A 21666-nucleotide genomic window follows, 5' to 3' on the forward strand; every position below is an offset into this window, starting at 1 on the left:
TTCCAGAGACGGCACTATAGGAAAGCGAGTCGAGTTTGTTTTTACCAAAATGGACGATTTTTTAGCTGGATGTGGCAACGTATAAAACTTGTGAAAGCGGTTGCAAACTTACATCTGGTTACATAAATGTAACAATCAAGGGCGCCGAGATCACATTGTTAGTGCGCAAAACCGGCAATCATCGCGCCCCCGGGGTGCAGCATTAAATTGGGTCTTCATTGTGATTAAAACGGTCTCCTCTAAAATCGCGATCAATTGCCTGCGAAGCGGCGTGCTTGATCATCTGGATGATGAACAACTATTTCGCACCAGCGGGATCCACCGTTATGAGTTATTGAATCCAATGGGGCGTATTGATGCCAGCCGCCATTTCCGGTTTCTGCAGTTGATGATGAAGCATCAGCCGGATATTCAATTGCCGGAAGAGCCGGGATTACAACACCTCTTTGAAGATTTTCTGCCGTTGGCCTGCGTCTGCAGTAACGCACCGACTCTGCGTGAGGCCTTGCGTTTATATTTGCTCTATCGGCCCTTGATTGGTGAGTGTGATGCCATGTCGATGCAGGCTCATCCCCACGGTCTGTTACTGCGCTATCAATCCGAGAGTCAGCACGCTCGATTGTCGGCCGTGAGTAGCATGTATAACTTTCTCTCCATCCATGCCTTGGTTCGTCATTATGTGGTGGTACAAAATATCAATCTGGGATTGATGTTTGAGCAACGCTTGACTCCCGCTGAATTACGGCGGCTGAAGGATATTTTTGCCTGCCCGATCCGGCAGGGTACAGAAAATAGTTTATTGCTCGATGGGCGCTGGCTGGACGTTCCATACTCCGGTTTTAACCGTTCATTGCAATCCTATCAGTTGGCCAATGCCGAGAGCTGTTTATTCAATTTGCACCCGGTTACCAATCTGGTCTCCGAGGTTCGGCATTTATTATTACAGCGTTTGTGGCAATCCGATGATGTGGCGTTGGAATCTGAATCAGTCCAGAGCTGGATCTGTGCGCGGTTAAATATGACGCGTTGGACCTTGATGCGACGCTTACAGCAAGAAGGGCAACCGTTCTCGGCCTTGTACAACAACATTCGTTGTGAGGAGGCGTGTCGCTTGCTGCGAGATAGCCAACATTCCATGCTGGAGATCAGCCAGCAGCTCGGTTTTGTCAACCAGAGCAGTTTTACTCGCTTCTTCAAGGAGCAGTTCAACTGCACGCCGCTGCATTACCGGCAGCAGTGGCGAACAACATCATGATGTTTTCCAGCCCGCCAAGATTTCGGATGGCAATCGTCATTGATTCCAGCGTGTTTGCAGGGCCCGTTCATCATGGGTGTTGAGTTCTTAAAATAATATTCCCTGCTTGCACATTAATTTTGGGCTTGGTCAAGTAATGATCCTCGTTATGCTTCGTCTTTCTTGGCGTCTTAACTTTGTTATGGTGGCGAGGGGGCTTGTTTTTTCGACGCAAATAGAACACCCCATGGAGCAATATGCTGGCGCAAATAGTGACCGGTATTGGCGCAGATTGCGGCTATTCGCTTTCATGTCACGTTTGGCTGTGCGTTGTTGTTAATTCATCAGGGGATAGCGTAAGGTTCGGATGGCTCTTTAATATTATTTGCTGAGTGATGATTCAGAAGATTTGGCAATTTGTGATGTAAAAATAGGTTAGATCATTAACTCATGACTAGAATAACCCGGTGCTTACAATTAGAATGAACCTCGAATGAGCATCAGTATGCTGTGGTATTCTTATTTAGTCCGAAAGTTTAGTCCGAAAGTGACCATTTAATAATAAGGTTTTGTTATGTCTGAATTTATCAAAGTGTTGTTGAATATTCGCAGTTTGAAAGCGGCTGCTCGTGATTTGACTCTGGAACAACTGGAAGAAGGTTTATCCAAACTGACGACCGTGGTTGATGAATTGCGTGCGCAAAAAGAAGGTGAGCAGAAGCAACGTGAAGAGCGTGCTCGTAAAATCAGCGAATATATGGCGCTGATGCAAGCGGACGGCATCGATATCTCCGAACTGGTGTCTGGTCCTGTTGAGACTCAAACCACCAGCAAGCGTGCCCCACGTCCGGCGAAATACAGCTACCAGGATGACAACGGTGAACAACGCACTTGGACCGGCCAAGGCCGTCAGCCGGTGGTGATCCGCCGTGCAATCGAAGAACAAGGCAAAACCCTGGAAGACTTCCTGATCAAGTAATCGCGGATCGCCTGAAGAGAAAAGGCCCTGAACCTCTGGTTCAGGGCCTTTTTGTTTGGCTATGTACCAGTTATGTGTTGTGAATCAAGAGGGATTGAGTCTGGACGAAAAGCAGACCGTTGGCGGCAGGGACGCCGCCGTCGAGCCTACACGGATGTATTCACGGCGTGTCTGCGTTCGCCCTGACTCCTGACTCCTGAATACCTGCTTGATGCCGGGTTTTGATCCGAACAACCCATCACTGGGACAGAGCTTTTTGTTTGTGTCAGCCTCAGAGCCAGCATGTCAGTTGACTCATCTCTATTTCAGGTGAGAAATCACCTACGGCCATTTAGCGCAGGCGGCGCTCTCCCAATAAGGCCCTGCGCGTTGCCGGTGCCTGCAATTGCGCGAGCCACCATTGTAATGCTCGTCCCTGATCGCTTTTGCTGCCTTTGCGCCAGGCGTAGCTGGACAGGATCTGCTGTTCGGCTCGCTCGACGGTTTTAGCGACCAGCCGCCCGGTATCGATATAGGGTTGTGCCAGGTGACTGGGCAAAAAGCCGACCCCGAGTCCACGGATCTGGGCGTCCAGTTTGCTTGGCATGTCGGCAACGGTGAAAACATCCTGACCGGCCAGTAGGCCGATGCTCAACGTCGTGCCTTTTCGCACCGAATCGGCAATGGCGACCGCCCTGTGCTGACGGATCACGGGATCAGCCAATGGCTCGGGCACCCGGGCCAGAGGATGGTGTGGGGCAACCGCAAACACAAAATTGAAGGTACCCAAGGGTTCGCGCAGCAGCCCGGGTTTGGTGTTGTCATCCATCACGACGCCAAGAGCCAGATCCGCTTGTCCGGAGGTCAGGGCTTCCAGGGTCCCAGATAGCGTTTCTGCACGCAGTTTCAGCCGGGTCGGTGGGTTCAGATGTAAAAAAGCATCACAGAGTTCCATCACCGCTGAGCGGTCAATAATACTGTCGACGGCGATGGTGAACTGCGGTTCCCAGCCGGTTGCCACCCGTTTGACCCGGTTGGCAATGGCATCAATCTCGTTGAGCACTCGGGTGCCTTCGCGCAACAATTCAGCACCAGCGGCGGTGAGCTTGGCCTGTCGGCTGCTGCGGTCGAAGAGCAATACATCCAGAGCATCTTCTATTTGCCGGACGCGATAGGTGAGGGCGCTGGGTACCATGTTGTTGGCTCGTGCGGCGGCGGCGAAACTGCCGTAATCGGCGATCAGTTGCAGCATGGCGAGAGCGCCGGGAGTAAGAACATCGCGAGGGGTTGGCATCAGAGCATCCAGCATCTTTGGGGAGTCCATCATGCACGCAAACGTGGCAGCTCGACAAGCTGCCACCTTCCGAGCCGCTTACCCCTTGCGACGGGCATCCAGACTCCAGGCCCCGGCGCCCCAGGCGGTTAGGGTCAATAGACCACCGACCACGGCAATGTTCTTGAAGAACAGCAACTGGGTGACAAACTGTTGATCGGCAGGCACCGCCCAGTAGGGATGAAAGAAGAACGATGCCACCAGAGTAAACAGCGCCAGGATCAGGGCGGCAATTCGAGTCTGGAATCCGACGATCAACGCCAGGCTGGCGCCGATTTCCACCACAATCGCGACTAGAGCGCCCAGAGTCGGGAATGGCAATCCGGCCGAGGCAATGTAACCGACGGTGCCAGCAAAGCCCGTTAATTTGCTGATGCCAGCCGGCAGGAACAACAACGCCAGTAACCAGCGGCCAATCAGTGTCAGGGGATGTTGCAGAGCATTCAGTTGAGTATTGAACATGGGCATATCCTTAGTGGGTCAGTTAAACAATTAGGCGGTCAAATCAAAGACCAGTACTTCGGCGTCAACGCCATGAGTTAAAACAATCTGGGTTTCAGCCTCGAGTTTGATGGCATCACCCGCGGTAATAGGTACACCATTTACTTCCAGAGCTCCCCGGACCAGGTGAACATACGCTTTGCGCTGCGGGTTGAGAGTCAGCGTGGCTTGTTCATCGCCATCAAAGAGTCCGGCGTAGAGGGCTGCATCGGCATGGATCATGACCGAGTCGTGCGCACCGTCCGGTGAGGCAACCAGGCGCAATGCCCCGCGCTTGTCCGCTGCCGGGATACTCTGTTGCTCATAGCTCGGAGGGATGCCGATCTGGTTCGGTTCAATCCAGATCTGCAGGAAATGCGTGGTCTGTCCGGCAGCATGGTTAAACTCGCTATGGGTGACCCCACTGCCTGCGCTCATGCGTTGCACATCGCCCGGAGGGATCGCTTTGATATTGCCCATGCTGTCTTGATGGGCGAGCTCACCACTCAATACGTAACTGATGATTTCCATGTTGCGATGGCCGTGCTGACCGAAGCCGGTGCCGGATGCTATCTGATCTTCATTGATCACCAGTAGATTGCCCCAGCCGCTGTGTGCAGGATCGTAGTAGCCAGCAAAAGAGAAGGAGTGATAGCTCTTGAGCCAGCCATGATCGGCATATCCGCGCTCGCTAGATTTTCGAAGTTGCAGCATGTTGTGCCCCCCTGTAATGGATGAGCTCATCTTAGCCCTGAACCATAGGCTTGAGATAAAAGGGGTTTGATGACCATATTCAAATATTTTGAATGATTGATGGGGTTAGTCATCATGTACGAAACTAGCTTCCAACTGACGTCCGTCAGTCAGCGATTTCCAGAAAGCAGAAAGCAAAAATCCCGCTCGAGAGCGGGATTTTTGTGAATTTGGTGCGTCCTAGTGGACTCGAACCACCGACCCCCACCATGTCAAGGTGGTGCTCTAACCAGCTGAGCTAAGGACGCAATTTGTTGTTGCTATTGATGTACTGTTTTCGAATGGTGCGTCCTAGTGGACTCGAACCACCGACCCCCACCATGTCAAGGTGGTGCTCTAACCAGCTGAGCTAAGGACGCATCGTATTCGAAAATCTAATCATCAATTATGGTGCGTCCTAGTGGACTCGAACCACCGACCCCCACCATGTCAAGGTGGTGCTCTAACCAGCTGAGCTAAGGACGCACACATTCAAGGGCAATGCCGCTTGAGTGGGCCGCATATTAACGGTGAACGAGGATGCTGGCAAGTACCGGAGCCAAGTTTTGCAAGTCTGTGAGTGCGTTTGCTTTTTTCCTAATCAATTGCCGGGGCTTTGGCGATACATTGGTGATTATTTTGCCGCAAATCAGCAAGAAAAAGCCCCGTGACCGGGGCTTGATGAGCATGGACAGAGCGGAGGCCCATCGTCAGCTGGTGACCTTTTCACCGACGTTGCTCGGGGCGGCCGCTTTTTTTTCGCGTAACTGGAGTAAAACCTGCTCGGCAATGATCAGGACCTTGTCGGCTAATGCCTCGGTAAAGGTTAACGGCGGCTCGATACGGACGGTTTTGGCATTGATCAGGGTTCCTGCCACTAGGACACCGGCATCAAACATGGCTTTGGCGAAGCTGTAGCCTAGCTGATTGTGAGCAAACTCGATGGCTTGCAGCATCCCCTGACCACGTACCGCCACGATGAGGTCGGTAAAGTCTTCGGCCAGCTCCTGCAAACCTTGCAACAGGTAGCTACCGACGCGTTCTGCCTGCTCTGGCAGGGATTCTTCCAACAGTACATTGATGGTGGCGATACCGGCCGCGCAGGCCATCGGATTACCGCCAAAGGTGGTGGTATGCAAGAAGGGGTTATCAAACAGTACGGAGAACACCTTTTCGCTGGCCAGGGTGGCCGAGATCGGCATGACGCCACCGCCGAGGGCTTTGGCCAGACAGAGGATGTCCGGTACCACACCGCTGTGCTCGCAGGCAAACATTTTGCCGGTCCGGCCCATGCCGGTTTGTACTTCATCAATGATCAGCAAGGCTCCGACTTCATCACAGAGTTTGCGCAATCCGGGCAGATAATCAGCCGGTGGGATGATGACACCCCCTTCACCCTGGATAGGTTCGACAATCACAGCCGCAACACCATCCCCCGCATTCTGGCATGCGTACAGGGTGTCGCGCATGGCCTCCAGATCTCCGAAAGGGACATGCCGGAAGCCAGGTACCAGGGGGGCAAAAGGCTTGCGGAATACCGCTTTGGATGTTGCAGACAAGGCGCCTAGGCTCTTGCCGTGGAATCCACCATTGGTGGCGACGAAGGCGGTCTTGCCATGGGGTGATTGATAGGCCTTGGCCAGTTTGATCGCCGCTTCGACCGACTCGGTGCCACTGTTGCCGAAGAAGCAATACTGCAGATCGCCCGGTGCTATACCGGCCAGCATCTTGGCGAGCAGGGCACGTAGCGGATCAAGGAGTTCCTGACTGTGGAGCGGTTGTTTGGCCAGTTGCTGCTCGACGGCGGCGACGACCTTGGGATGGCGATGACCCACGTTGAAGATACCGAAACCGCCCAGGCAATCGATATATTCGCGACCTGCTGTATCGACAAGAGTGTTGGGACCCGATGCTCGCCACTCGATAGCAGCGAACTGGCCACCTGCGGTGACGGATTTACGGTATTCGAGAAAGCCGGGGTTGATGTGGTTGCGGAAGCCCGAGATGGTTTGGTCGTTGAGCCAACCGGCTTCTTCATGAGTGAGTTGCTTCTTGCTGATGATGTCCAGCGCCTGACGTGATAACGCCAAAGTTGATGCTGTTCCCTTATGCATACATGCCTTCCTGGGGCTTGGCCCGATTATTTGCCTATGATTACTGTAGAACGTGGCAAAAAATGTTGCAAGTGGCTGATTTAAAAGAAAAATGCACCACAAGGGTGCTTTGACTGATTATGCAGAACCTGGTCACCAATAGGCGATAATTTGACCATCTTCACATTGTGGCTTGCGGCTAGGGCATTTTGCGACTACCGACTCTTTCAATGGATAAATGATATCCGCCATATTATTTATTCTGTGAATTTGACACTTATCTGGCATTAAATATGGGATCTGTATTACCTGGCCGTGGTTGGATGAATATGCAAAGTAAAAAGGGAATAAAACTATTTATTCCCTTTTTTAAGGTGTGGATATGCAATGTTAGACAGCAAAACGACGGAAAATAACCCTCAATCGAATCCCTAAAAGCAGGGCTGCACTAGTTAGGCCCACGATGAAGCCGATCCAGAACCCCATTGGCCCCATTTTGGGGCAAATCCAGTCGGTTAACCCCAAAATCACCCCGGTGGGTAGCCCTAAACCCCAGTAGGCCACCATAGTGATGAAGAAGATCACCTTGGTATCCTTATAACCACGCAGTGCGCCGGACGAGACCACCTGAATGGTATCCGAGATTTGATAGATGGCGGCAAAGATCATGAGCTGTGAGGCCAAAGCAATCACCGTAAGATCCTGACTGTATTGGCTGGCAATCCACTCCCGGCCCAGTACGGTGAACAGGGCGGTAAACAAGGCCAGCATGAGACCGACACCCAAACCAGTCAGGGTAGCAATGCGGGCTTGATTGGGATCTTTCTCGCCAATGGAGTGGCCGACGCGAATGGTCACGGCAAAGCCGAGGGAGAGAGGCAGCATGAAGATCAGGGAAGAAAAATTCAATGCTACCTGATGGCTGGCAACAATCTCGGAGCCCAGAGGTGACAATAGTAATGCGACTATGGTGAACAGTGTCACTTCACAGAACAGAGCCAGAGCAATCGGAAAACCGAGTTTGACTATCCGGTAGATTTGTTGCCAATCCGGCTGAACCCAATGGGTAAACAATCGGCATTGACGGTAGGTGTGGGCATATCGCACATAACAGAACATGGCGATCGCCATGGCCCAGAAAACCAGTGCCGAAGCCACGCCGCAGCCGACACCGCCCAGTGCTGGCATGCCGAATTTGCCGTGGATAAAGATGTAGTTCGCCGGAATATTGACCATCAAGCCGATAAAGCCGATAAACATGGTTGGCACCGTGTGGGAAAGCCCTTCTGTGTAATTACGCAGTAACTGATAAAACACATAGGCGGGGATACCCCACAAAATCGCGTGCAGGAAGCCAGTAGTTTTTGTGGCGAGTGCGGGCTCTACATCCATGAAATGTAATAGTAGCGGACTGAAATAGAGCAGCAGCATGGTTGGAATAATGGCCAGAGCACCAACCCAACAGCCCTGAAACACGGCGGCGGGAATATCCTTTTGTCGCTGCGCTCCATTGAGCTGGGCCACGATCGGCGTCAGCGCCATGATGATGCCCTGTACGAACAGGATGATCGGCAGCCAGAAGCTACTGGCGACAGAAACGGCGGCCAAGTCAGTTGCACTGACTTGGCCGGCCATGATGGTATCCACCAGCGTCATGGCCGTTTGTGCGACTTGCGCCACCAGAATGGGAGAGGCGAGTCGCAGCAGATGACGACTCTCACTGAAAAAACGTTGCACAAAAAACCTCTCGGAACACAAAAAGCGTCATCTGGATAACCCTATGACGCGAACCAAGCTAAGAAACAGGAGCAAGAATATGGATTTGTTGCCTTCAATCGTCGTTATAGTCGCTCATCAACAGATTGGCGGCAGCATATGCGGCTTTGTTGCGCGTCTGTTCGGGCAATGAGTCATCCGCCGCAATCTCGTCTAGTGCGCGAATAGCTGCGGTGATCGCTTTATCAATATACCCGAGATCGCCACCCCCGATTTGGCTATAAGCTTCACGGACCTTGTCACAACAGGCCAAATATTTCATGGTACACCTCAACGAAAAATGGGGTGTCATCATACCCCATTTGCCTGTGGTGCAGCCACGTCCTCGCTTGAGTCAGTCTGAATGCGATAGCGCGTTAGAAGATCTGCTCGTCATCGGCATCCACATATAATTGCAAACGGTCGTGCTGTTCATCGCGGTGCAAGCGCAGATGGATGGGGTTACAGCAAGCCAGGCAATCCTCGTAAAACTCCTGATCGCCCTGACTGGCATCAAGTTCGACTGTGGTATGGTGTCCGCAATGGGGGCAGACGATAGTTTTAGTGGTGTAATCGCGCATATAACCTCCAGGCCCTTGGCCGGAACAACGAAACGCTCCTTGTCATCGTGATCGATTACCCGATGCCAAGATGAGATGCTGATAGCATTTTCATCTTGATCCTCCACATCAGGTCGCCAGCAACTGCATCAGTGCTGTTTCTGCGCTACGCCGATAGCCTTCTCCCGAGACCAGAAACTGGTTCAACTGATGGTATAGATTGTAGAGTTGGCGGCGCTGCTCATAGCCCGGATCCAGTGGCCAGATACTTTGGTAACCGTCATAGAATCCATCCGGGAATCGGGTAAACAGCTCCGTCAGGGCAATATCTGTTTCTCGATCGCCAAAATAGCAAGCAGGTGAAAACAGCACCGGGTGTTGTTGGGTAAAGCCGCAGTTGCCTCGCCATAAATCACCGTGTAACGGACTGGGCTTGGGACTGTGATGGATCAGCAGGCGGCGCACCGTGTCTATGACGCCTTCGATATCAATTTCCGGATCCAGTTTGTTGCGCTCTCGTAACAGTTGCAGCTGCCAGCCAATCCGTTGTTCGGCGAAAAATGACGACCATTGCTTGTGCCAGCGATTAGGCTGCAGTGTGGTGCTCAAGTAGGTATCTTCGTCCCAACCGTACATGGCTTGTTCGTCGCTACGATGCAATCGAGCCAGAGCCGCCCCGAGAGAAAACCAATGAGGTGACGCATCTGCTGACGACAAGACAAGGTATTCCTGGGCCATAAAGCTCTGGTCGCCGGCGGCACCGCAACAAACAGGCGAGGGGAAATAGACCTTGTCATACAGCCGCAAGGCTGACAGGTTGCGTAGCCCCACCGTCATGCGCTCCAGCTGATTGCGAGGAGCCAGTTTAATGAAGAGCGGTTGTTGGCCATCGCTGATGCGGAAGTGACGCTCCTCCGGAGTAATACTCAAGGCCTCGTGCTCGAGGATGTTGTAGCGATGTCCGAGTGCCGCAGAGAGTTGCGCTGCTATCCCATGCCACATAGTCATACCCCAGTATCCAACACGGATATCCCAAGTATAGATGGCATGAGCAGGAGTGCTGGGGTTCAACGGGGAGCGATTCCAGGTGTCAGGCGCCGAACTGATTGCCTGAGATTCAGGTTTTCATTAGACTCGCGCTTCATATGTCCGAAAGTAGCGGACATTGTCGGTAAATTCTCTTGATAAAGAATTCAATACGTAAACAAGTGGCACTTGGTAGGTGTCACCACTGTACAAGGAATGAATCATGCCTGTTATTACTCTCCCTGATGGTAGCCAACGTCACTTTGATCAAGCGGTCACCGTCATGGATGTTGCTGCCTCTATCGGTCCTGGTCTGGCCAAAGCCTGCATTGCCGGTCGTATCAACGGTGAACTGGTCGATGCCTGTGAATTGATTGAACAAGACGCCGCGCTGTCAATCATCACCACCAAGGACGAAGAGGGTCTCGAAATCTTGCGCCACTCCTGCGCACATTTGCTAGGCCATGCCATCAAGCAGCTGTGGCCGGAAACGCGGATGGCGATCGGTCCGGTGATCGACAACGGCTTCTATTACGATGTGGACTTGGATCGGGCTTTGACCGAAGACGATCTGCAAGTGCTGGAAGCGCGTATGTTGGAGCTGGCGCAAAAAGATTACGCCGTGATCAAGAAAACGGTGAGTTGGCAGGAAGCTCGTGACGTTTTCGCCAGCCGCGGGGAGAGTTACAAGGTTGCCATTCTGGATGAGAATATTGCCAAGGATGACAAGCCAGGCCTCTATCATCACGAAGAATATATCGATATGTGTCGTGGCCCGCATGTTCCCAATATGCGCTTTTGTCACCACTTCAAATTGCAAAAAATCTCCGGAGCTTACTGGCGCGGGGATTCGAAGAACAAGATGTTGCAGCGTATTTATGGCACTGCTTGGGCGGATAAAAAGCAACTGGGTGCTTATCTGCAACGTCTGGAAGAGGCTGCCAAACGCGATCACCGCAAAATTGGCAAGCAACTGGACCTCTATCATATGCAGGAAGAGGCTCCGGGCATGGTGTTCTGGCACCACGATGGCTGGACCATCTTCCGTGAATTAGAAACCTTCATTCGTGAAAAGTTGACTGAATACGACTATCAGGAAGTGAAAGGTCCGTTCATGATGGATCGGGTACTGTGGGAGCGTTCCGGACACTGGGATAAATACGCGGATGCTATGTTCACCACCAGCTCGGAAAATCGTGAATACGCGATCAAACCGATGAACTGTCCTGGTCATGTCCAAATCTTCAATCAGGGGCTCAAGTCATACCGTGATTTGCCCTTGCGGATGGCTGAATTTGGTAGTTGCCACCGTAATGAACCGTCTGGATCCTTGCATGGTCTGATGCGGGTTCGTGGCTTTACCCAGGATGATGCCCATATTTTCTGCGCCGAGGATCAGATCCAGTCGGAAGTGAGTGGCTGTATCAAGATGGTCTATGACACCTACAGCACCTTCGGCTTCCAGAATATCGCCGTCAAGCTCTCGACTCGTCCCGAAAAACGGATTGGTAGTGATGAGATGTGGGATAAAGCTGAGCACGGTTTGGAAGCTGCATTGCAGGCCAATGGCCTGGAATATCAGTTGCAACCGGGTGAAGGAGCCTTCTACGGTCCGAAAATTGAATTTACCTTACATGATTGTCTCGACCGCGCTTGGCAATGTGGTACCATCCAGCTCGACTTTGCCCTGCCGGGTCGTCTGGGCGCCACCTATGTGGGCGAAGACAATGACCGCCATGTTCCTGTTATGATCCACCGCGCCATTTTGGGCTCGCTGGAACGCTTCATCGGTATTCTGACTGAGGAGTTTGCAGGTTTCTTCCCGACATGGCTTTCTCCCGTACAGGCTGTGGTGATGAATATCACCGATAATCAGGCTGATTACGCCAAACAGGTGGTCAAACTTCTCTCTCAAGCCGGTATCCGAGCGAAAGCGGACTTGAGAAATGAGAAGATTGGCTTTAAAATCCGCGAGCACACCTTGAAGCGGGTGCCATTTATGCTTGTCTGTGGCGACAAAGAGGTCGAAGCAGGCGAAATTGCAGTGCGTACTCGTAAAGGGACCGATCTAGGAAAGTTCAAGGTAGATGCGTTGATCGCCGCCTTGCAACAAGAGATTGCGTCTCGCGGTCAAAAGACAGTGGAGGAATAAGCTATAAACGGCGCTAAAAAAACGGGCAAGCAACCGCCCCGCACCCGCATGAATGGTGAGATCCGTTGCAAAGAAGTACGTCTCGTTGACCTAGATGGTGAACCCATCGGTGTTGTGCCAATCGAAGAGGCTTTGGATCGTGCCATAAAGGCGGGCGTGGATCTGGTCGAGATCAGTCCAAATGCTGAGCCACCAGTGTGCCGGATTATGGACTTCGGTAAGTTCCTGTATGAGAAGAGCAAGTCTCAGAAAGAACAGAAGAAGAAGCAAAAACAGGTCCAGATTAAGGAAATTAAATTCCGTCCTGGAACTGATGAAGGCGACTATCAGGTAAAACTGCGCAACCTGATTCGCTTTCTGGAAGATGGCGACAAGGCCAAGGTCACGCTCCGCTTCCGCGGTCGTGAAATGGCGCATCAAGACCTCGGTATGAACGTTTTGGAACGTGTTAAAAACGATCTGGAAGAGTTGGCCGTTGTGGAGTCCTTCCCTCGTGTGGAAGGTCGCCAAGCCGTCATGATGCTGGCGCCGAAAAAGAAGTAATTAGGCTCATCAAGTAATAGAACCCAGCGGGCTTTATGTCCGCGGGTTTTTATTCGCCTGATTATATAATTGGCAAATACAATGCGGAGTTTTTATGCCAAAGTTGAAAAACAATAAGGGAGCTTGGAAGCGCTTCAAGAAAACCGCCAACGGTTTTAAGCGTAAGCAAGCCAACAAGCGTCACATCCTGACCAAAAAGAGCACCAAGCGTAAGCGTCACTTGCGTGCAATGAGCATGGTTCACAAGAGTGATACCTTGCGTGTTGTTAACATGCTGCCATACGCGTAAGGAAGGATTGACAAATGCCAAGAGTTAAACGTGGTGTGACTGCTCGTGCTCGTCACAAGAAAGTAATGAAAGCAGCCAAGGGCTACTACGGTGCCCGTTCCCGTGTCTACCGCGTAGCGGTACAAGCGGTAACCAAGGCTGGCCAATATGCTTATCGTGACCGTCGTCAGAAGAAGCGTCAGTTCCGTCAGCTGTGGATCGCGCGTATCAACGCCGCTTCACGTCAGAACGGTCTGTCTTATAGCCGCTTCATCAACGGTCTGAAGAAGGCCTCTATCGAGATCGATCGTAAGATCCTGGCGGATATCGCTGTTCACGATAAGGGTACTTTCACTGCACTGGTTGAAAAAGCCAAGGCAGCACTGGCCTAAGCGGAAACGCTAAAACGGGGAGGCATTAGCCTCCCTTTTTTATTGTGTATCACGCTGAGCTCTGATATTTAACAACATCCGTTATTCATCAACGCATTCTGGTTACCGTGAGAGTCATTACCGCATTCGTTTTTTTCCTGCTTTCGATAGGTCAGGCCTGGGCTATCCACGTCATCGAGATCAAGGATCGTCACACCAACAGTGATATCAGTCAGCGGGTGGAATATCTGCAGGCGGCTCCTCAACTGCGCTGGCCCTGGGAAGTTGCCCAACTACAAGGTTGGCAAGTGACGGCGGCGGATTATCCGGCATTTGGTCTGGATAATCGCTCCTATTGGTTCCGAGTCGCGGTTCATAATCGCTCGGGCGAGTTGCAATATTTGATGATGGATATTCAGCATTCTATGTTGGATATCCTCGATATCTATTTAGTAAAGAATGGTCGGTTGCAGCGGGTTTGGAATACCGGCGTTGATCGCGGCGTCACAGCAAAACCCTATCCGTCCAAAGCGTTCACGTTACCACTGACACTGGATGTGGGTGAGGGGTATGCCATTTATATGCATGCCCAGTCCGATTCTTTCATGCAGTTTCCGGTGACTCTGCAAGATATCCGCTTTTATGCCAACCAACAGGCTATCGGCAAGTTACAGATGGGGTTGGTGAGCGGTGCCTTCATTCTCGTGGGGCTATATGCTCTGCTGATGTACGCCTTTATTCGCGAACGTCGTTTTATTTATTACGCACTCTTTGCCTTGAGTCTGGTGGCGACCACCTGGATCCTCAAAGGTTATGCCACCCTCTATGAAGTGATCCCTGATTGGCTGGATGAGCTGCGCTTATTGCTGACCACCGGTAATATGCTGCTGATGGGGCTTATCCTCTCGTCGCTGGATATGTTCCGGATCTGGTTGCCACCTCGCCTGCGCCGTACCTGCCGTCTGATCCTGATGGTGGTGGCCGCCGTGATGCTGGTGGTCTGGTTGTTGCCGTTAGTCTGGAGCGTGTATATCACGTTCGGCAGTTACCTGCTGGTGACCCTGTTGGCAGCTAGTTTCTGTATTTATTTCCTCAGGCGAGGGACTTGGCTGCAGCGCCTGTATTGCTACTCCTGGTTTGGTTTCATGCTCGGCTGTCTGAGTCTGTTTGCCACCCGGTACACTTGGCTCCGCGAAGAATGGATCAGTGAATACCTGCTGTCGCTATTTTCGTCCATGGCCGCTTTTTTGCTCTGTTTTTCGTTGGCCTATCGGACCTATCTGGAAAAGAAAGGACGGATGCGGGCCAAACGCCAAGCTTCGGAAGGGTTGAAGCGTTATTTCGAGCTGTACCACAGTGCCAATGAGGGGCTCTTTACCTCGACGTTGGAAGGACAGTTGTTGGCGGCAAATCCTGCTTTTTGTCGCATGTTTGGTTACGACGATATCCAGACCATGGCCACCACGGTCGGCCGTACCACCCATGCGTTGTATGTCAATGGCAAGGATCGGGATGATCTGTTGGCCAAGCTGTTTAGCTCGGCCAAGGAAGGGGTGCGCAGTGATGTGGAGATGCGACACAAGGACGGAACAACCTTCTGGGCCAGGCTCTCGCTACGCATCTCCCGCCGCAACGGCAAGAATCGTGCCATGCTATTGGAAGGCATTCTGGTCGATATTACAGAAAGCAAACAATACCAGGCGCGTCTGGAATATCTGGCTAACCATGATGAAGCCACCGGGCTGCATAATCGCCGTTACCTCATCCAAGCGTTGGAGTCCCTATTCAAACGGCGACACATCACGCCGGGTACCGATTACCTTTGCTTTATCGACATTGATCACTTCAAGGTGATCAATGAAGGGGGCGGGCACTTGGCTGGCGATGAATTTTTACGCCAGATTGCCAACCATATTTCCAACCTGAAAAAGGATAATTTCCTGCTCACGCGACTGAGTGGGGATGAATTCGCCGTGGTGATGGAAAACAGCTATATCGATGAGGTCATTCAGTACGTCGAGCGTTGGCGCAAGGCGATCCAGGAGCTGAAGTTTGTCTGGAATGGCAAGATCTATTCGGTTACCGCCAGTCTCGGCGTGGTGCCCATCCAATCGGGTTGTAATGACGCTTCCGCCCTGATGGCACTGGCCGATGCGGCTTGTTCCACCGCCAAACGGCAAGGACGAAACCGGATCCATGTTTATTCAGATCTCAGTCCGGAAATGCGCTTGTATCAGGAAGAGGTTGCCTGGGTAGCGCGCATCCATCAGGCGCTGGAAGAGCGTCGCTTCGAGCTGGCTCGCCAACTGATAGTCCCTAGTCAGGGGGCGGCACCAGGTTTGAAGTATGAAATCCTGCTGCGCTTGCGGGCTGAAAACGGTGAGCTGATCCGGCCGGCCCAGTTTATCGGTGCCGCAGAGCGGTTTGGACTGATGCCGCAGATTGACCTCTGGGTATTGGATAACCTGCTGAAATGGTATGCCGCCAATCCTGGTGAGTTGGCCCGTTTGTCGATGGTCTCGGTGAATCTGTCCGGTGAATCGGTGGGGACGCCCAAGATGCATCGCAAGATACGGCGTTTGCTCGAAGCCGCTGATTTCCCCTATGAGCGTTTGTGCTTCGAAATCACTGAATCTCAGGCAATCGCCAATATTGATGCGACCAAGGCGTTTATCGAAACCTTCAAGAGCCTGGGGTGTGCATTCGCGCTGGATGATTTCGGTAGCGGTTTCTCCTCCTATGGTCATCTCAAAGAGCTGCCGATTGACCTGCTGAAGATCGATGGCCAGTTTGTGCGCCATCTGGACACCAGTGAAACCGACAGAGCCATTGTGAATTCGATGGCCGAGCTGGCCCGCGCCGTAGGCGTCAAGACGGTTGCCGAGTTTGTCGAGAATGCCGCCATCCGTGAAAAACTGGTGGCCATGGGGGTCGATTATCTGCAGGGATACGCGATCCACGAACCGAGCCTGCTCTCGGAACCTATTGAAGAATAAACCGTAAAGGGAGAATGCTGGTCAGTGACAGTCGTTTTGACTACCATGCGTTTTTCTCCCTATTTTATTTGCCGCCCCACCTCGGGGTGTGGGAAACGAGGAAGACATGCAACAGCTAGATGAAGTGATTGCCAAGGCACAGGCAGAGATAGAGAGTGTCAAGGATGCAGCCGCTCTGGATGAGCTGCGCGTGCAGTATCTGGGCAAAAAGGGTTTCTTCACCGAACAGATGAAGACTTTGGGCGGCCTCTCGGCGGCCGAGCGTCCGGCAGCCGGTGCGCTGATCAACCAAGCTAAAGAACAGGTGCAAAGCGCACTGAATGCCAAGCGTGAAGCATTCCAGAGCGCCGAGTTGAACCAAAAACTGGCGGCTGAGACTATTGATGTGACTCTGCCGGGCCGTCGTCTGGAAAATGGGGGCCTGCATCCGGTAACCCGGACCATAGAGCGCATCGAACGTCTGTTCGGCGAGCTGGGGTTTGCCGTAGCGACCGGGCCGGAAATCGAAGATGACTTCCATAATTTCGATGCCCTGAATATTCCGGCGCACCACCCGGCGCGTACGGACCATGACACTTTTTTCTTCAATCCGAGTCTGATGCTGCGCACTCACACCTCCGGGGTGCAGATCCGCACCATGGAGCAGCAACAGCCGCCCATTCGCATCATAGCGCCGGGTCGGGTGTATCGTAATGATTACGACATGACCCACACCCCCATGTTCCACCAAGTAGAAGGTTTGTTGGTGGATGAAAAGGCCAGTTTTACCGAGCTCAAAGGTATCCTGCATGACTTCCTGCAGAACTTCTTTGAAGAAGATTTGACGATCCGTTTCCGTCCCTCTTACTTCCCGTTCACCGAACCTAGCGCCGAAGTCGATGTGATGGGTAAGAACGGCCGCTGGTTAGAAGTTCTGGGTTGCGGCATGGTGCACCCGAGCGTGTTGCGCTCCGTCGGCATCGATCCGGAAAAATACTCCGGCTTTGCCTTCGGTATGGGGGTCGAACGACTGACCATGCTGCGCTACGGCGTCAACGATCTGCGTTCATTCTTCGAGAATGACCTGCGCTTCCTCAAGCAGTTCAAGTAAGAACAGGGGCTAATAGATGAAATTCAGTAAATCCTGGGTAGATGAGTGGATCCAGGCCTCTCTCGGCACCAATGAGCTGGCCGATCAGATCACCATGGCTGGTCTGGAAGTGGACAGCATCGATGCCGTTGCCGGTGAATTCAGCAATGTCGTAGTGGGTGAAGTTGTTGCCTGTGACCAACATCCGGATGCCGATAAACTGCGTGTCACCAAAGTCAACGTCGGCGAAACCGAATTGCTTGATATCGTCTGCGGCGCGCCAAACTGCCGTCAAGGTCTGCGCGTAGCCGTAGCCAAGGTCGGCGCAGTGCTGCCGGGCAATTTCGAAATCAAGAAGGCAAAACTGCGTGGTCAACCATCCCACGGCATGCTGTGCTCCTACAGCGAGCTGGGGATCCCGGTTGAAGCCGATGGCATCATCGAATTACCGATGGATGCTCCCGTGGGGACCGATCTGCGCAGCTATCTGCAGCTGGATGACGCCATGATCGAGGTGGATCTGACCCCCAATCGTGCCGATTGTCTGAGCATTGCTGGCTTGGCCCGTGAAATCGGGGTGCTGAATCGTTGTGATGTCCGGGCACCCGAATGGGTACCGGTATCTGCAACGACGGATGCCAGTTTCCCGATCACCGTCACGGCGGCAGAGGCGTGCCCCCGCTATCTGGGGCGGGTGATCAAAGGCTTGAACGTCAAGGCCGAAACCCCGTTGTGGATGCAGGAAAAACTGCGTCGCTGCGGCATGCGTTCCATCGACCCGATTGTTGATGTCACCAACTATGTGTTGTTGGAGCTGGGGCAACCCATGCACGCCTTCGATCTGGCCAAGCTTGATAGCGGCTTGCAGGTGCGGATGGCGGTTGCTGGCGAGAAGCTGACCCTGCTGGATGAGAGTGAAGTCTCCCTCAATGCTGATACCTTGGTGATTGCCGATGGCAAGGGGCCGTTGGCGATTGCCGGTATCTTTGGCGGTCTGCATTCCGGTGTCTCGGCCGAGACTCAGGATATTTTGCTGGAATGTGCCTTCTTCAGTCCCTTGTCGATCAAGGGGCGGGCGCGCAGCTATGGTCTGTCGACCGACTCTTCCCACCGCTTCGAGCGCGGTGTCGATAGCCAGTTGCAACAACAAGCCATGGACCGTGCCTGTCGCCTGCTGCTCGATATCTGCGGGGGCGAGGTAGGGCCTGTGATTGAAGTGGTCTCCGATGCGCATCTGCCGAAGCCTGAACGTATTACCTTACGTCGCGAGAAGTTGAACCGGGTTGTCGGTATCAGCTTTGACGATGCCGTGGTCACCGACATCCTTAACCGTTTGGGCTTACAAGTAACGCTGACGGCGGATGGCTGGCAGGCGACATCGCCGAGTTGGCGCTTCGATCTGGCGATTGAAGAGGACTTGATTGAGGAAGTGGCTCGTATCTATGGCTACAACAACATTCCCAATCTGCCACCTATGGCCCATCTGGTAATGAATGAGCAGTTGGAAGCCGATTTGCCGCTTAAGCGGGCGCGTCATTTGCTGGTCGATCGTGGTTTCCAGGAAGCCATCACCTATAGCTTTGTCGAGCCGAAGGCGATGAGTTTGCTGTTCCCCCATCAGGAGCCGATCATCCTGCCTTTCCCGATTTCGGCGGATATGTCGGCGATGCGGGTTTCCCTATGGCCCGGTCTCATCAATGCCGTGGTTTACAACCAGAACCGTCAGCAGGGTCGGGTACGCCTGTTTGAGAGTGGCTTGCGCTTTATTAAAGATGAACAAGCCGAAAACGGAATTCGTCAAGAGCCCCTGCTGGCCGGTATCATCAGCGGCAATCTGGCAGATGAACACTGGAGCATCCCATCCCGGGCCACCGATTTCTTCGATCTGAAGGGCGATGTCGAGGCATTACTGGAGTTGACCGGTGAAGCACACCGTTTCAGCTTTGTGCGGGCCGAACATACGGCGTTGCACCCGGGGCAGTCAGCTCAGGTTTTGCGCGATGGTCATCCTATCGGCTGGATCGGTGTCATTCATCCGAGTCTGGAAAAGAAGTTGGGTCTCAAGAGCAAGGTCGTGCTGTTCGAACTGGAGCTGAATGCCTTGCTGAAAGTCCGCATTCCGGTGGCTGGCGAGATCTCCCGTTTCCCGGCAAATCGCCGAGATTTGGCCTTAGTGGTTGACAGCGCCGTCACAGCAGCCGATATTCTGCATACCGCGAAAAAAATTGGCGGAAATCAGATAGTTGGAATAAACTTGTTTGACATATACCAAGGGCCGGGTGTCCCTGAGGGCAAGAAGAGTCTGGCGATCAGCCTCGTGTTGCAGGATACCCAGCGCACCTTGGAGGACAAGGAGATCGCCGATACCATAGCCAAAGTGGTCGAAGGTCTCCGCACTGAGTTCAATGCATCCTTGAGGGATTGATCTATGGCGCTGACCAAAGCCGATATAGCGGAACATCTCTTCACCCAGCTGGGCTTAAGCAAACGCGACGCCAAGGATATGGTTGAGGCGTTTTTCGAGGAGATCCGCCAATCGCTCGAAGCGGGCGAGCAGGTAAAAATCTCTGGCTTTGGTAACTTCGAGCTGCGTACCAAGAGTGAACGCCCGGGTCGGAACCCGAAAACCGGGGAGGATATCCCCATCAGTGCTCGGCGGGTCGTCACCTTCCGGCCGGGGCAAAAACTCAAGGCTCGTGTCGAACACGCCACACCCAATGAAACAGATGCCAGCGACGACGAATAAGCGCTGAGGATAACAAGCCAGGCCCAAAGCCTGGCTTGTTTGTTTTTACACGTTGACTGACGCCTATGGGTTGACTGGCCTAGAGGAGGAGTTGCACTGTGGTAATGCCGAGAATTGTAGTGCTGACGGGAGCGGGTGTGTCCGCTGAGTCGGGTATCCCGACGTTTCGCGCCAGTGATGGGCTGTGGGAACAACATCGCATCGAGGATGTTGCGACTCCAGAAGGGTTTTTGCGGGATCCCGATTTGGTTCAGCACTTTTATAATCAGCGCCGTGCCTTGCTGAAGTCCGTGCGACCCAATCCAGCCCACCATGCCATCGCTCGTTTGCAACAGCATTGGCCGGATTCGGTTACTCTGATCACCCAGAATATTGATGATTTGCACGAGCGGGCCGGGAGTCCGAGGGTGATCCATATGCATGGCGAGCTACTCAAGGTGCGCTGTGTTCGTACCGGCAAAGTCTGCGCCTGGTCCGATGATGTGACCGCGGTCGATCGGTGCTCCTGTTGCCAACCAAAGGCTGTGCTACGACCCCACATCGTTTGGTTTGGTGAAGAGCCATTGCAGATGGCGGCTATCTATGAGGCTCTAGCACAAGCGGACTTGTTTGTGGCAATTGGTACCTCGGGCCATGTCTATCCAGCAGCCGGTTTTGTGGCTGAGGCTCGGCATGGTGGAGCCCGAACATTGGAATTCAACCTGGAGCCTTCACAGCAGCGGAGCCATTTTGAGCAGGCAATCTATGGCCCCGCCGGGGAAACTCTGCCTCTGTGGGTGGATCAGCTACTGGCCGATCCAGCCCAATGGCAGAGTATTTTGGGCCGTCACACCTAATGAATGCTGATCTGGTGGATGTGGAACTGGCGCCTTATTCGTAGCTTTCGACGCGAATGCCTTGCATCTGATAGCCAGAATTTGCCAGTTCATGACTGGTCCGGGTGGTGTGCAAGGTGCCATAGACCCAGACCGCATCCCAGAGTTCATCCACTGCCACGGGTTCGCGCAGGGTCACGTAGATGATCTGGTTACTGGGTGGCGGAGGGACATGGATGCAAGCACCGAAGAATGGCACCAGTAAAAAGCTGCTGACGGTTTCCTCGTTCCCATCGACCGGGACTACATAGCCAGGGACGCGAACTTGTCGCTGATCCAGATCAGCCCTGACACTCCCTTCTTCCTGCTGTATGGCCTTGCCATTATGGTTAACCGCCGTTTCTGGACGTTTCGGTCCGCTTGGCTGTCCGGATGTCGGCAACAAATCCGGCCACTTCAATGTCTGATACTCGATGGTAAGCGCGGATATCGGCAGGGGCAACAATATTGCCAGGAGCAGCAAGAGTCGCTTCAT

The 21666-nt window shown here is 53.1% G+C and carries 20 protein-coding genes and 3 tRNA genes; 11 read left to right on the top strand and 12 right to left on the bottom strand.

Annotation, left to right across the window (positions count from 1 at the left end; translation table 11 throughout):
* Window positions 1-271 precede the first annotated feature (271 nt).
* Window positions 272-1255: a helix-turn-helix domain-containing protein gene (locus tag ACZYUB_RS04125; RefSeq protein ID WP_463945797.1), complete on the top strand. Its 984-nt coding sequence runs from the start codon at window positions 272-274 to the stop codon at window positions 1253-1255.
* 553 nt (window positions 1256-1808) lie between these two features.
* Window positions 1809-2213 carry an H-NS family histone-like protein gene (locus tag ACZYUB_RS04130; protein ID WP_463945799.1) on the top strand — a complete coding sequence of 135 codons (405 nt, stop codon included), beginning with the start codon at window positions 1809-1811 and terminating at the stop codon, window positions 2211-2213.
* Window positions 2214-2544: 331 nt separating this feature from the next.
* Here ACZYUB_RS04130 and ACZYUB_RS04135 read toward each other — a convergent pair whose 3' ends face one another.
* The 11 genes from ACZYUB_RS04135 to ACZYUB_RS04185 all read right to left on the bottom strand — a co-directional run bounded on the left by ACZYUB_RS04135 (window position 2545) and on the right by ACZYUB_RS04185 (window position 10153).
* Window positions 2545-3519, bottom strand: a complete 975-nt coding sequence (locus ACZYUB_RS04135; protein ID WP_463945801.1) for a LysR family transcriptional regulator — start codon at window positions 3517-3519, stop codon at window positions 2545-2547.
* Window positions 3520-3564: 45 nt separating this feature from the next.
* Window positions 3565-3987, bottom strand: a complete 423-nt coding sequence (locus tag ACZYUB_RS04140; protein ID WP_463945803.1) for a DoxX family protein — start codon at window positions 3985-3987, stop codon at window positions 3565-3567.
* A 30-nt stretch (window positions 3988-4017) separates the two neighbouring features.
* Window positions 4018-4719, bottom strand: coding sequence for a pirin family protein (locus ACZYUB_RS04145; protein ID WP_463945805.1), 702 nt, complete (start codon window positions 4717-4719; stop codon window positions 4018-4020).
* A 210-nt stretch (window positions 4720-4929) separates the two neighbouring features.
* Window positions 4930-5006 (bottom strand) — tRNA-Val (locus ACZYUB_RS04150).
* Between the two features lie 34 nt (window positions 5007-5040).
* Window positions 5041-5117: transfer RNA gene (locus tag ACZYUB_RS04155), tRNA-Val, on the bottom strand.
* 29 nt (window positions 5118-5146) lie between these two features.
* Window positions 5147-5223 (bottom strand) — tRNA-Val (locus tag ACZYUB_RS04160).
* Window positions 5224-5447: 224 nt separating this feature from the next.
* Window positions 5448-6851: a putrescine aminotransferase gene (locus ACZYUB_RS04165; RefSeq protein ID WP_463945806.1), complete on the bottom strand. Its 1404-nt coding sequence runs from the start codon at window positions 6849-6851 to the stop codon at window positions 5448-5450.
* Between the two features lie 369 nt (window positions 6852-7220).
* A complete protein-coding gene (locus ACZYUB_RS04170) occupies window positions 7221-8567 on the bottom strand; it encodes an MATE family efflux transporter (RefSeq protein WP_463945808.1) in 1347 nt (448 codons plus the stop codon).
* Between the two features lie 94 nt (window positions 8568-8661).
* A complete protein-coding gene (locus tag ACZYUB_RS04175) occupies window positions 8662-8868 on the bottom strand; it encodes a YaeP family protein (RefSeq protein WP_460884638.1) in 207 nt (68 codons plus the stop codon).
* Window positions 8869-8962: 94 nt separating this feature from the next.
* The gene (locus ACZYUB_RS04180; protein ID WP_460884639.1) at window positions 8963-9166 is read right to left on the bottom strand and encodes a CPXCG motif-containing cysteine-rich protein; all 204 of its coding nucleotides are present in this window, start codon (window positions 9164-9166) and stop codon (window positions 8963-8965) included.
* A 108-nt stretch (window positions 9167-9274) separates the two neighbouring features.
* Window positions 9275-10153 carry a fructosamine kinase family protein gene (locus ACZYUB_RS04185; protein ID WP_463945809.1) on the bottom strand — a complete coding sequence of 293 codons (879 nt, stop codon included), beginning with the start codon at window positions 10151-10153 and terminating at the stop codon, window positions 9275-9277.
* 241 nt (window positions 10154-10394) lie between these two features.
* Between ACZYUB_RS04185 and thrS the strand changes: the two genes are divergently transcribed.
* The 9 genes from thrS (at window position 10395) to cobB (ending at window position 21152) form a co-directional block, all read left to right on the top strand.
* Window positions 10395-12323 (top strand): threonine--tRNA ligase, encoded by a 1929-nt coding sequence (thrS, locus tag ACZYUB_RS04190; protein WP_463945811.1) that lies wholly within the window; start codon window positions 10395-10397, stop codon window positions 12321-12323.
* A 48-nt stretch (window positions 12324-12371) separates the two neighbouring features.
* On the top strand, window positions 12372-12866 hold the full coding sequence (gene infC / locus ACZYUB_RS04195) for a translation initiation factor IF-3 (protein ID WP_463945813.1): 495 nt from the start codon (window positions 12372-12374) through the stop codon (window positions 12864-12866).
* Window positions 12867-12960: 94 nt separating this feature from the next.
* Window positions 12961-13155: a 50S ribosomal protein L35 gene (gene rpmI / locus ACZYUB_RS04200; protein ID WP_460884643.1), complete on the top strand. Its 195-nt coding sequence runs from the start codon at window positions 12961-12963 to the stop codon at window positions 13153-13155.
* A gap of 14 nt (window positions 13156-13169) precedes the next feature.
* The gene (gene rplT, locus ACZYUB_RS04205) at window positions 13170-13526 is read left to right on the top strand and encodes a 50S ribosomal protein L20 (RefSeq protein WP_460884644.1); all 357 of its coding nucleotides are present in this window, start codon (window positions 13170-13172) and stop codon (window positions 13524-13526) included.
* A gap of 107 nt (window positions 13527-13633) precedes the next feature.
* Window positions 13634-16501, top strand: a complete 2868-nt coding sequence (locus tag ACZYUB_RS04210; RefSeq protein WP_463945815.1) for an EAL domain-containing protein — start codon at window positions 13634-13636, stop codon at window positions 16499-16501.
* Window positions 16502-16607: 106 nt separating this feature from the next.
* Window positions 16608-17591, top strand: coding sequence for a phenylalanine--tRNA ligase subunit alpha (pheS, locus tag ACZYUB_RS04215; RefSeq protein WP_463945817.1), 984 nt, complete (start codon window positions 16608-16610; stop codon window positions 17589-17591).
* 16 nt (window positions 17592-17607) lie between these two features.
* Window positions 17608-19995, top strand: a complete 2388-nt coding sequence (gene pheT / locus ACZYUB_RS04220; protein ID WP_463945819.1) for a phenylalanine--tRNA ligase subunit beta — start codon at window positions 17608-17610, stop codon at window positions 19993-19995.
* A gap of 3 nt (window positions 19996-19998) precedes the next feature.
* Window positions 19999-20316 carry an integration host factor subunit alpha gene (locus ACZYUB_RS04225; RefSeq protein ID WP_460884648.1) on the top strand — a complete coding sequence of 106 codons (318 nt, stop codon included), beginning with the start codon at window positions 19999-20001 and terminating at the stop codon, window positions 20314-20316.
* Between the two features lie 104 nt (window positions 20317-20420).
* On the top strand, window positions 20421-21152 hold the full coding sequence (gene cobB, locus ACZYUB_RS04230) for a Sir2 family NAD+-dependent deacetylase (RefSeq protein WP_463945821.1): 732 nt from the start codon (window positions 20421-20423) through the stop codon (window positions 21150-21152).
* Between the two features lie 34 nt (window positions 21153-21186).
* Here cobB and ACZYUB_RS04235 read toward each other — a convergent pair whose 3' ends face one another.
* Window positions 21187-21666: a DUF3299 domain-containing protein gene (locus ACZYUB_RS04235; RefSeq protein ID WP_463945822.1), complete on the bottom strand. Its 480-nt coding sequence runs from the start codon at window positions 21664-21666 to the stop codon at window positions 21187-21189.

The organism is Pseudaeromonas sp. HNCC25DJ182, assembly GCF_055413365.1.

What these genes read in the sequence shown, in the direction of transcription:
- ACZYUB_RS04130 (WP_463945799.1), top strand. Translation starts at nt 1,809, where the DNA reads ATGTCTGAATTTATCAAAGTGTTGTTGAATATTCGCAGTTTGAAAGCG.
- ACZYUB_RS04135 (WP_463945801.1), bottom strand. Translation starts at nt 3,519, where the DNA reads ATGATGGACTCCCCAAAGATGCTGGATGCTCTGATGCCAACCCCTCGC.
- ACZYUB_RS04140 (WP_463945803.1), bottom strand. Translation starts at nt 3,987, where the DNA reads ATGTTCAATACTCAACTGAATGCTCTGCAACATCCCCTGACACTGATT.
- ACZYUB_RS04145 (WP_463945805.1), bottom strand. Translation starts at nt 4,719, where the DNA reads ATGCTGCAACTTCGAAAATCTAGCGAGCGCGGATATGCCGATCATGGC.
- ACZYUB_RS04165 (WP_463945806.1), bottom strand. Translation starts at nt 6,851, where the DNA reads ATGCATAAGGGAACAGCATCAACTTTGGCGTTATCACGTCAGGCGCTG.
- ACZYUB_RS04175 (WP_460884638.1), bottom strand. Translation starts at nt 8,868, where the DNA reads ATGAAATATTTGGCCTGTTGTGACAAGGTCCGTGAAGCTTATAGCCAA.
- ACZYUB_RS04180 (WP_460884639.1), bottom strand. Translation starts at nt 9,166, where the DNA reads ATGCGCGATTACACCACTAAAACTATCGTCTGCCCCCATTGCGGACAC.
- ACZYUB_RS04185 (WP_463945809.1), bottom strand. Translation starts at nt 10,153, where the DNA reads ATGACTATGTGGCATGGGATAGCAGCGCAACTCTCTGCGGCACTCGGA.
- thrS (WP_463945811.1), top strand. Translation starts at nt 10,395, where the DNA reads ATGCCTGTTATTACTCTCCCTGATGGTAGCCAACGTCACTTTGATCAA.
- infC (WP_463945813.1), top strand. Translation starts at nt 12,372, where the DNA reads ATGAATGGTGAGATCCGTTGCAAAGAAGTACGTCTCGTTGACCTAGAT.
- rpmI (WP_460884643.1), top strand. Translation starts at nt 12,961, where the DNA reads ATGCCAAAGTTGAAAAACAATAAGGGAGCTTGGAAGCGCTTCAAGAAA.
- rplT (WP_460884644.1), top strand. Translation starts at nt 13,170, where the DNA reads ATGCCAAGAGTTAAACGTGGTGTGACTGCTCGTGCTCGTCACAAGAAA.
- pheS (WP_463945817.1), top strand. Translation starts at nt 16,608, where the DNA reads ATGCAACAGCTAGATGAAGTGATTGCCAAGGCACAGGCAGAGATAGAG.
- pheT (WP_463945819.1), top strand. Translation starts at nt 17,608, where the DNA reads ATGAAATTCAGTAAATCCTGGGTAGATGAGTGGATCCAGGCCTCTCTC.
- ACZYUB_RS04225 (WP_460884648.1), top strand. Translation starts at nt 19,999, where the DNA reads ATGGCGCTGACCAAAGCCGATATAGCGGAACATCTCTTCACCCAGCTG.
- cobB (WP_463945821.1), top strand. Translation starts at nt 20,421, where the DNA reads ATGCCGAGAATTGTAGTGCTGACGGGAGCGGGTGTGTCCGCTGAGTCG.
- ACZYUB_RS04235 (WP_463945822.1), bottom strand. Translation starts at nt 21,666, where the DNA reads ATGAAGCGACTCTTGCTGCTCCTGGCAATATTGTTGCCCCTGCCGATA.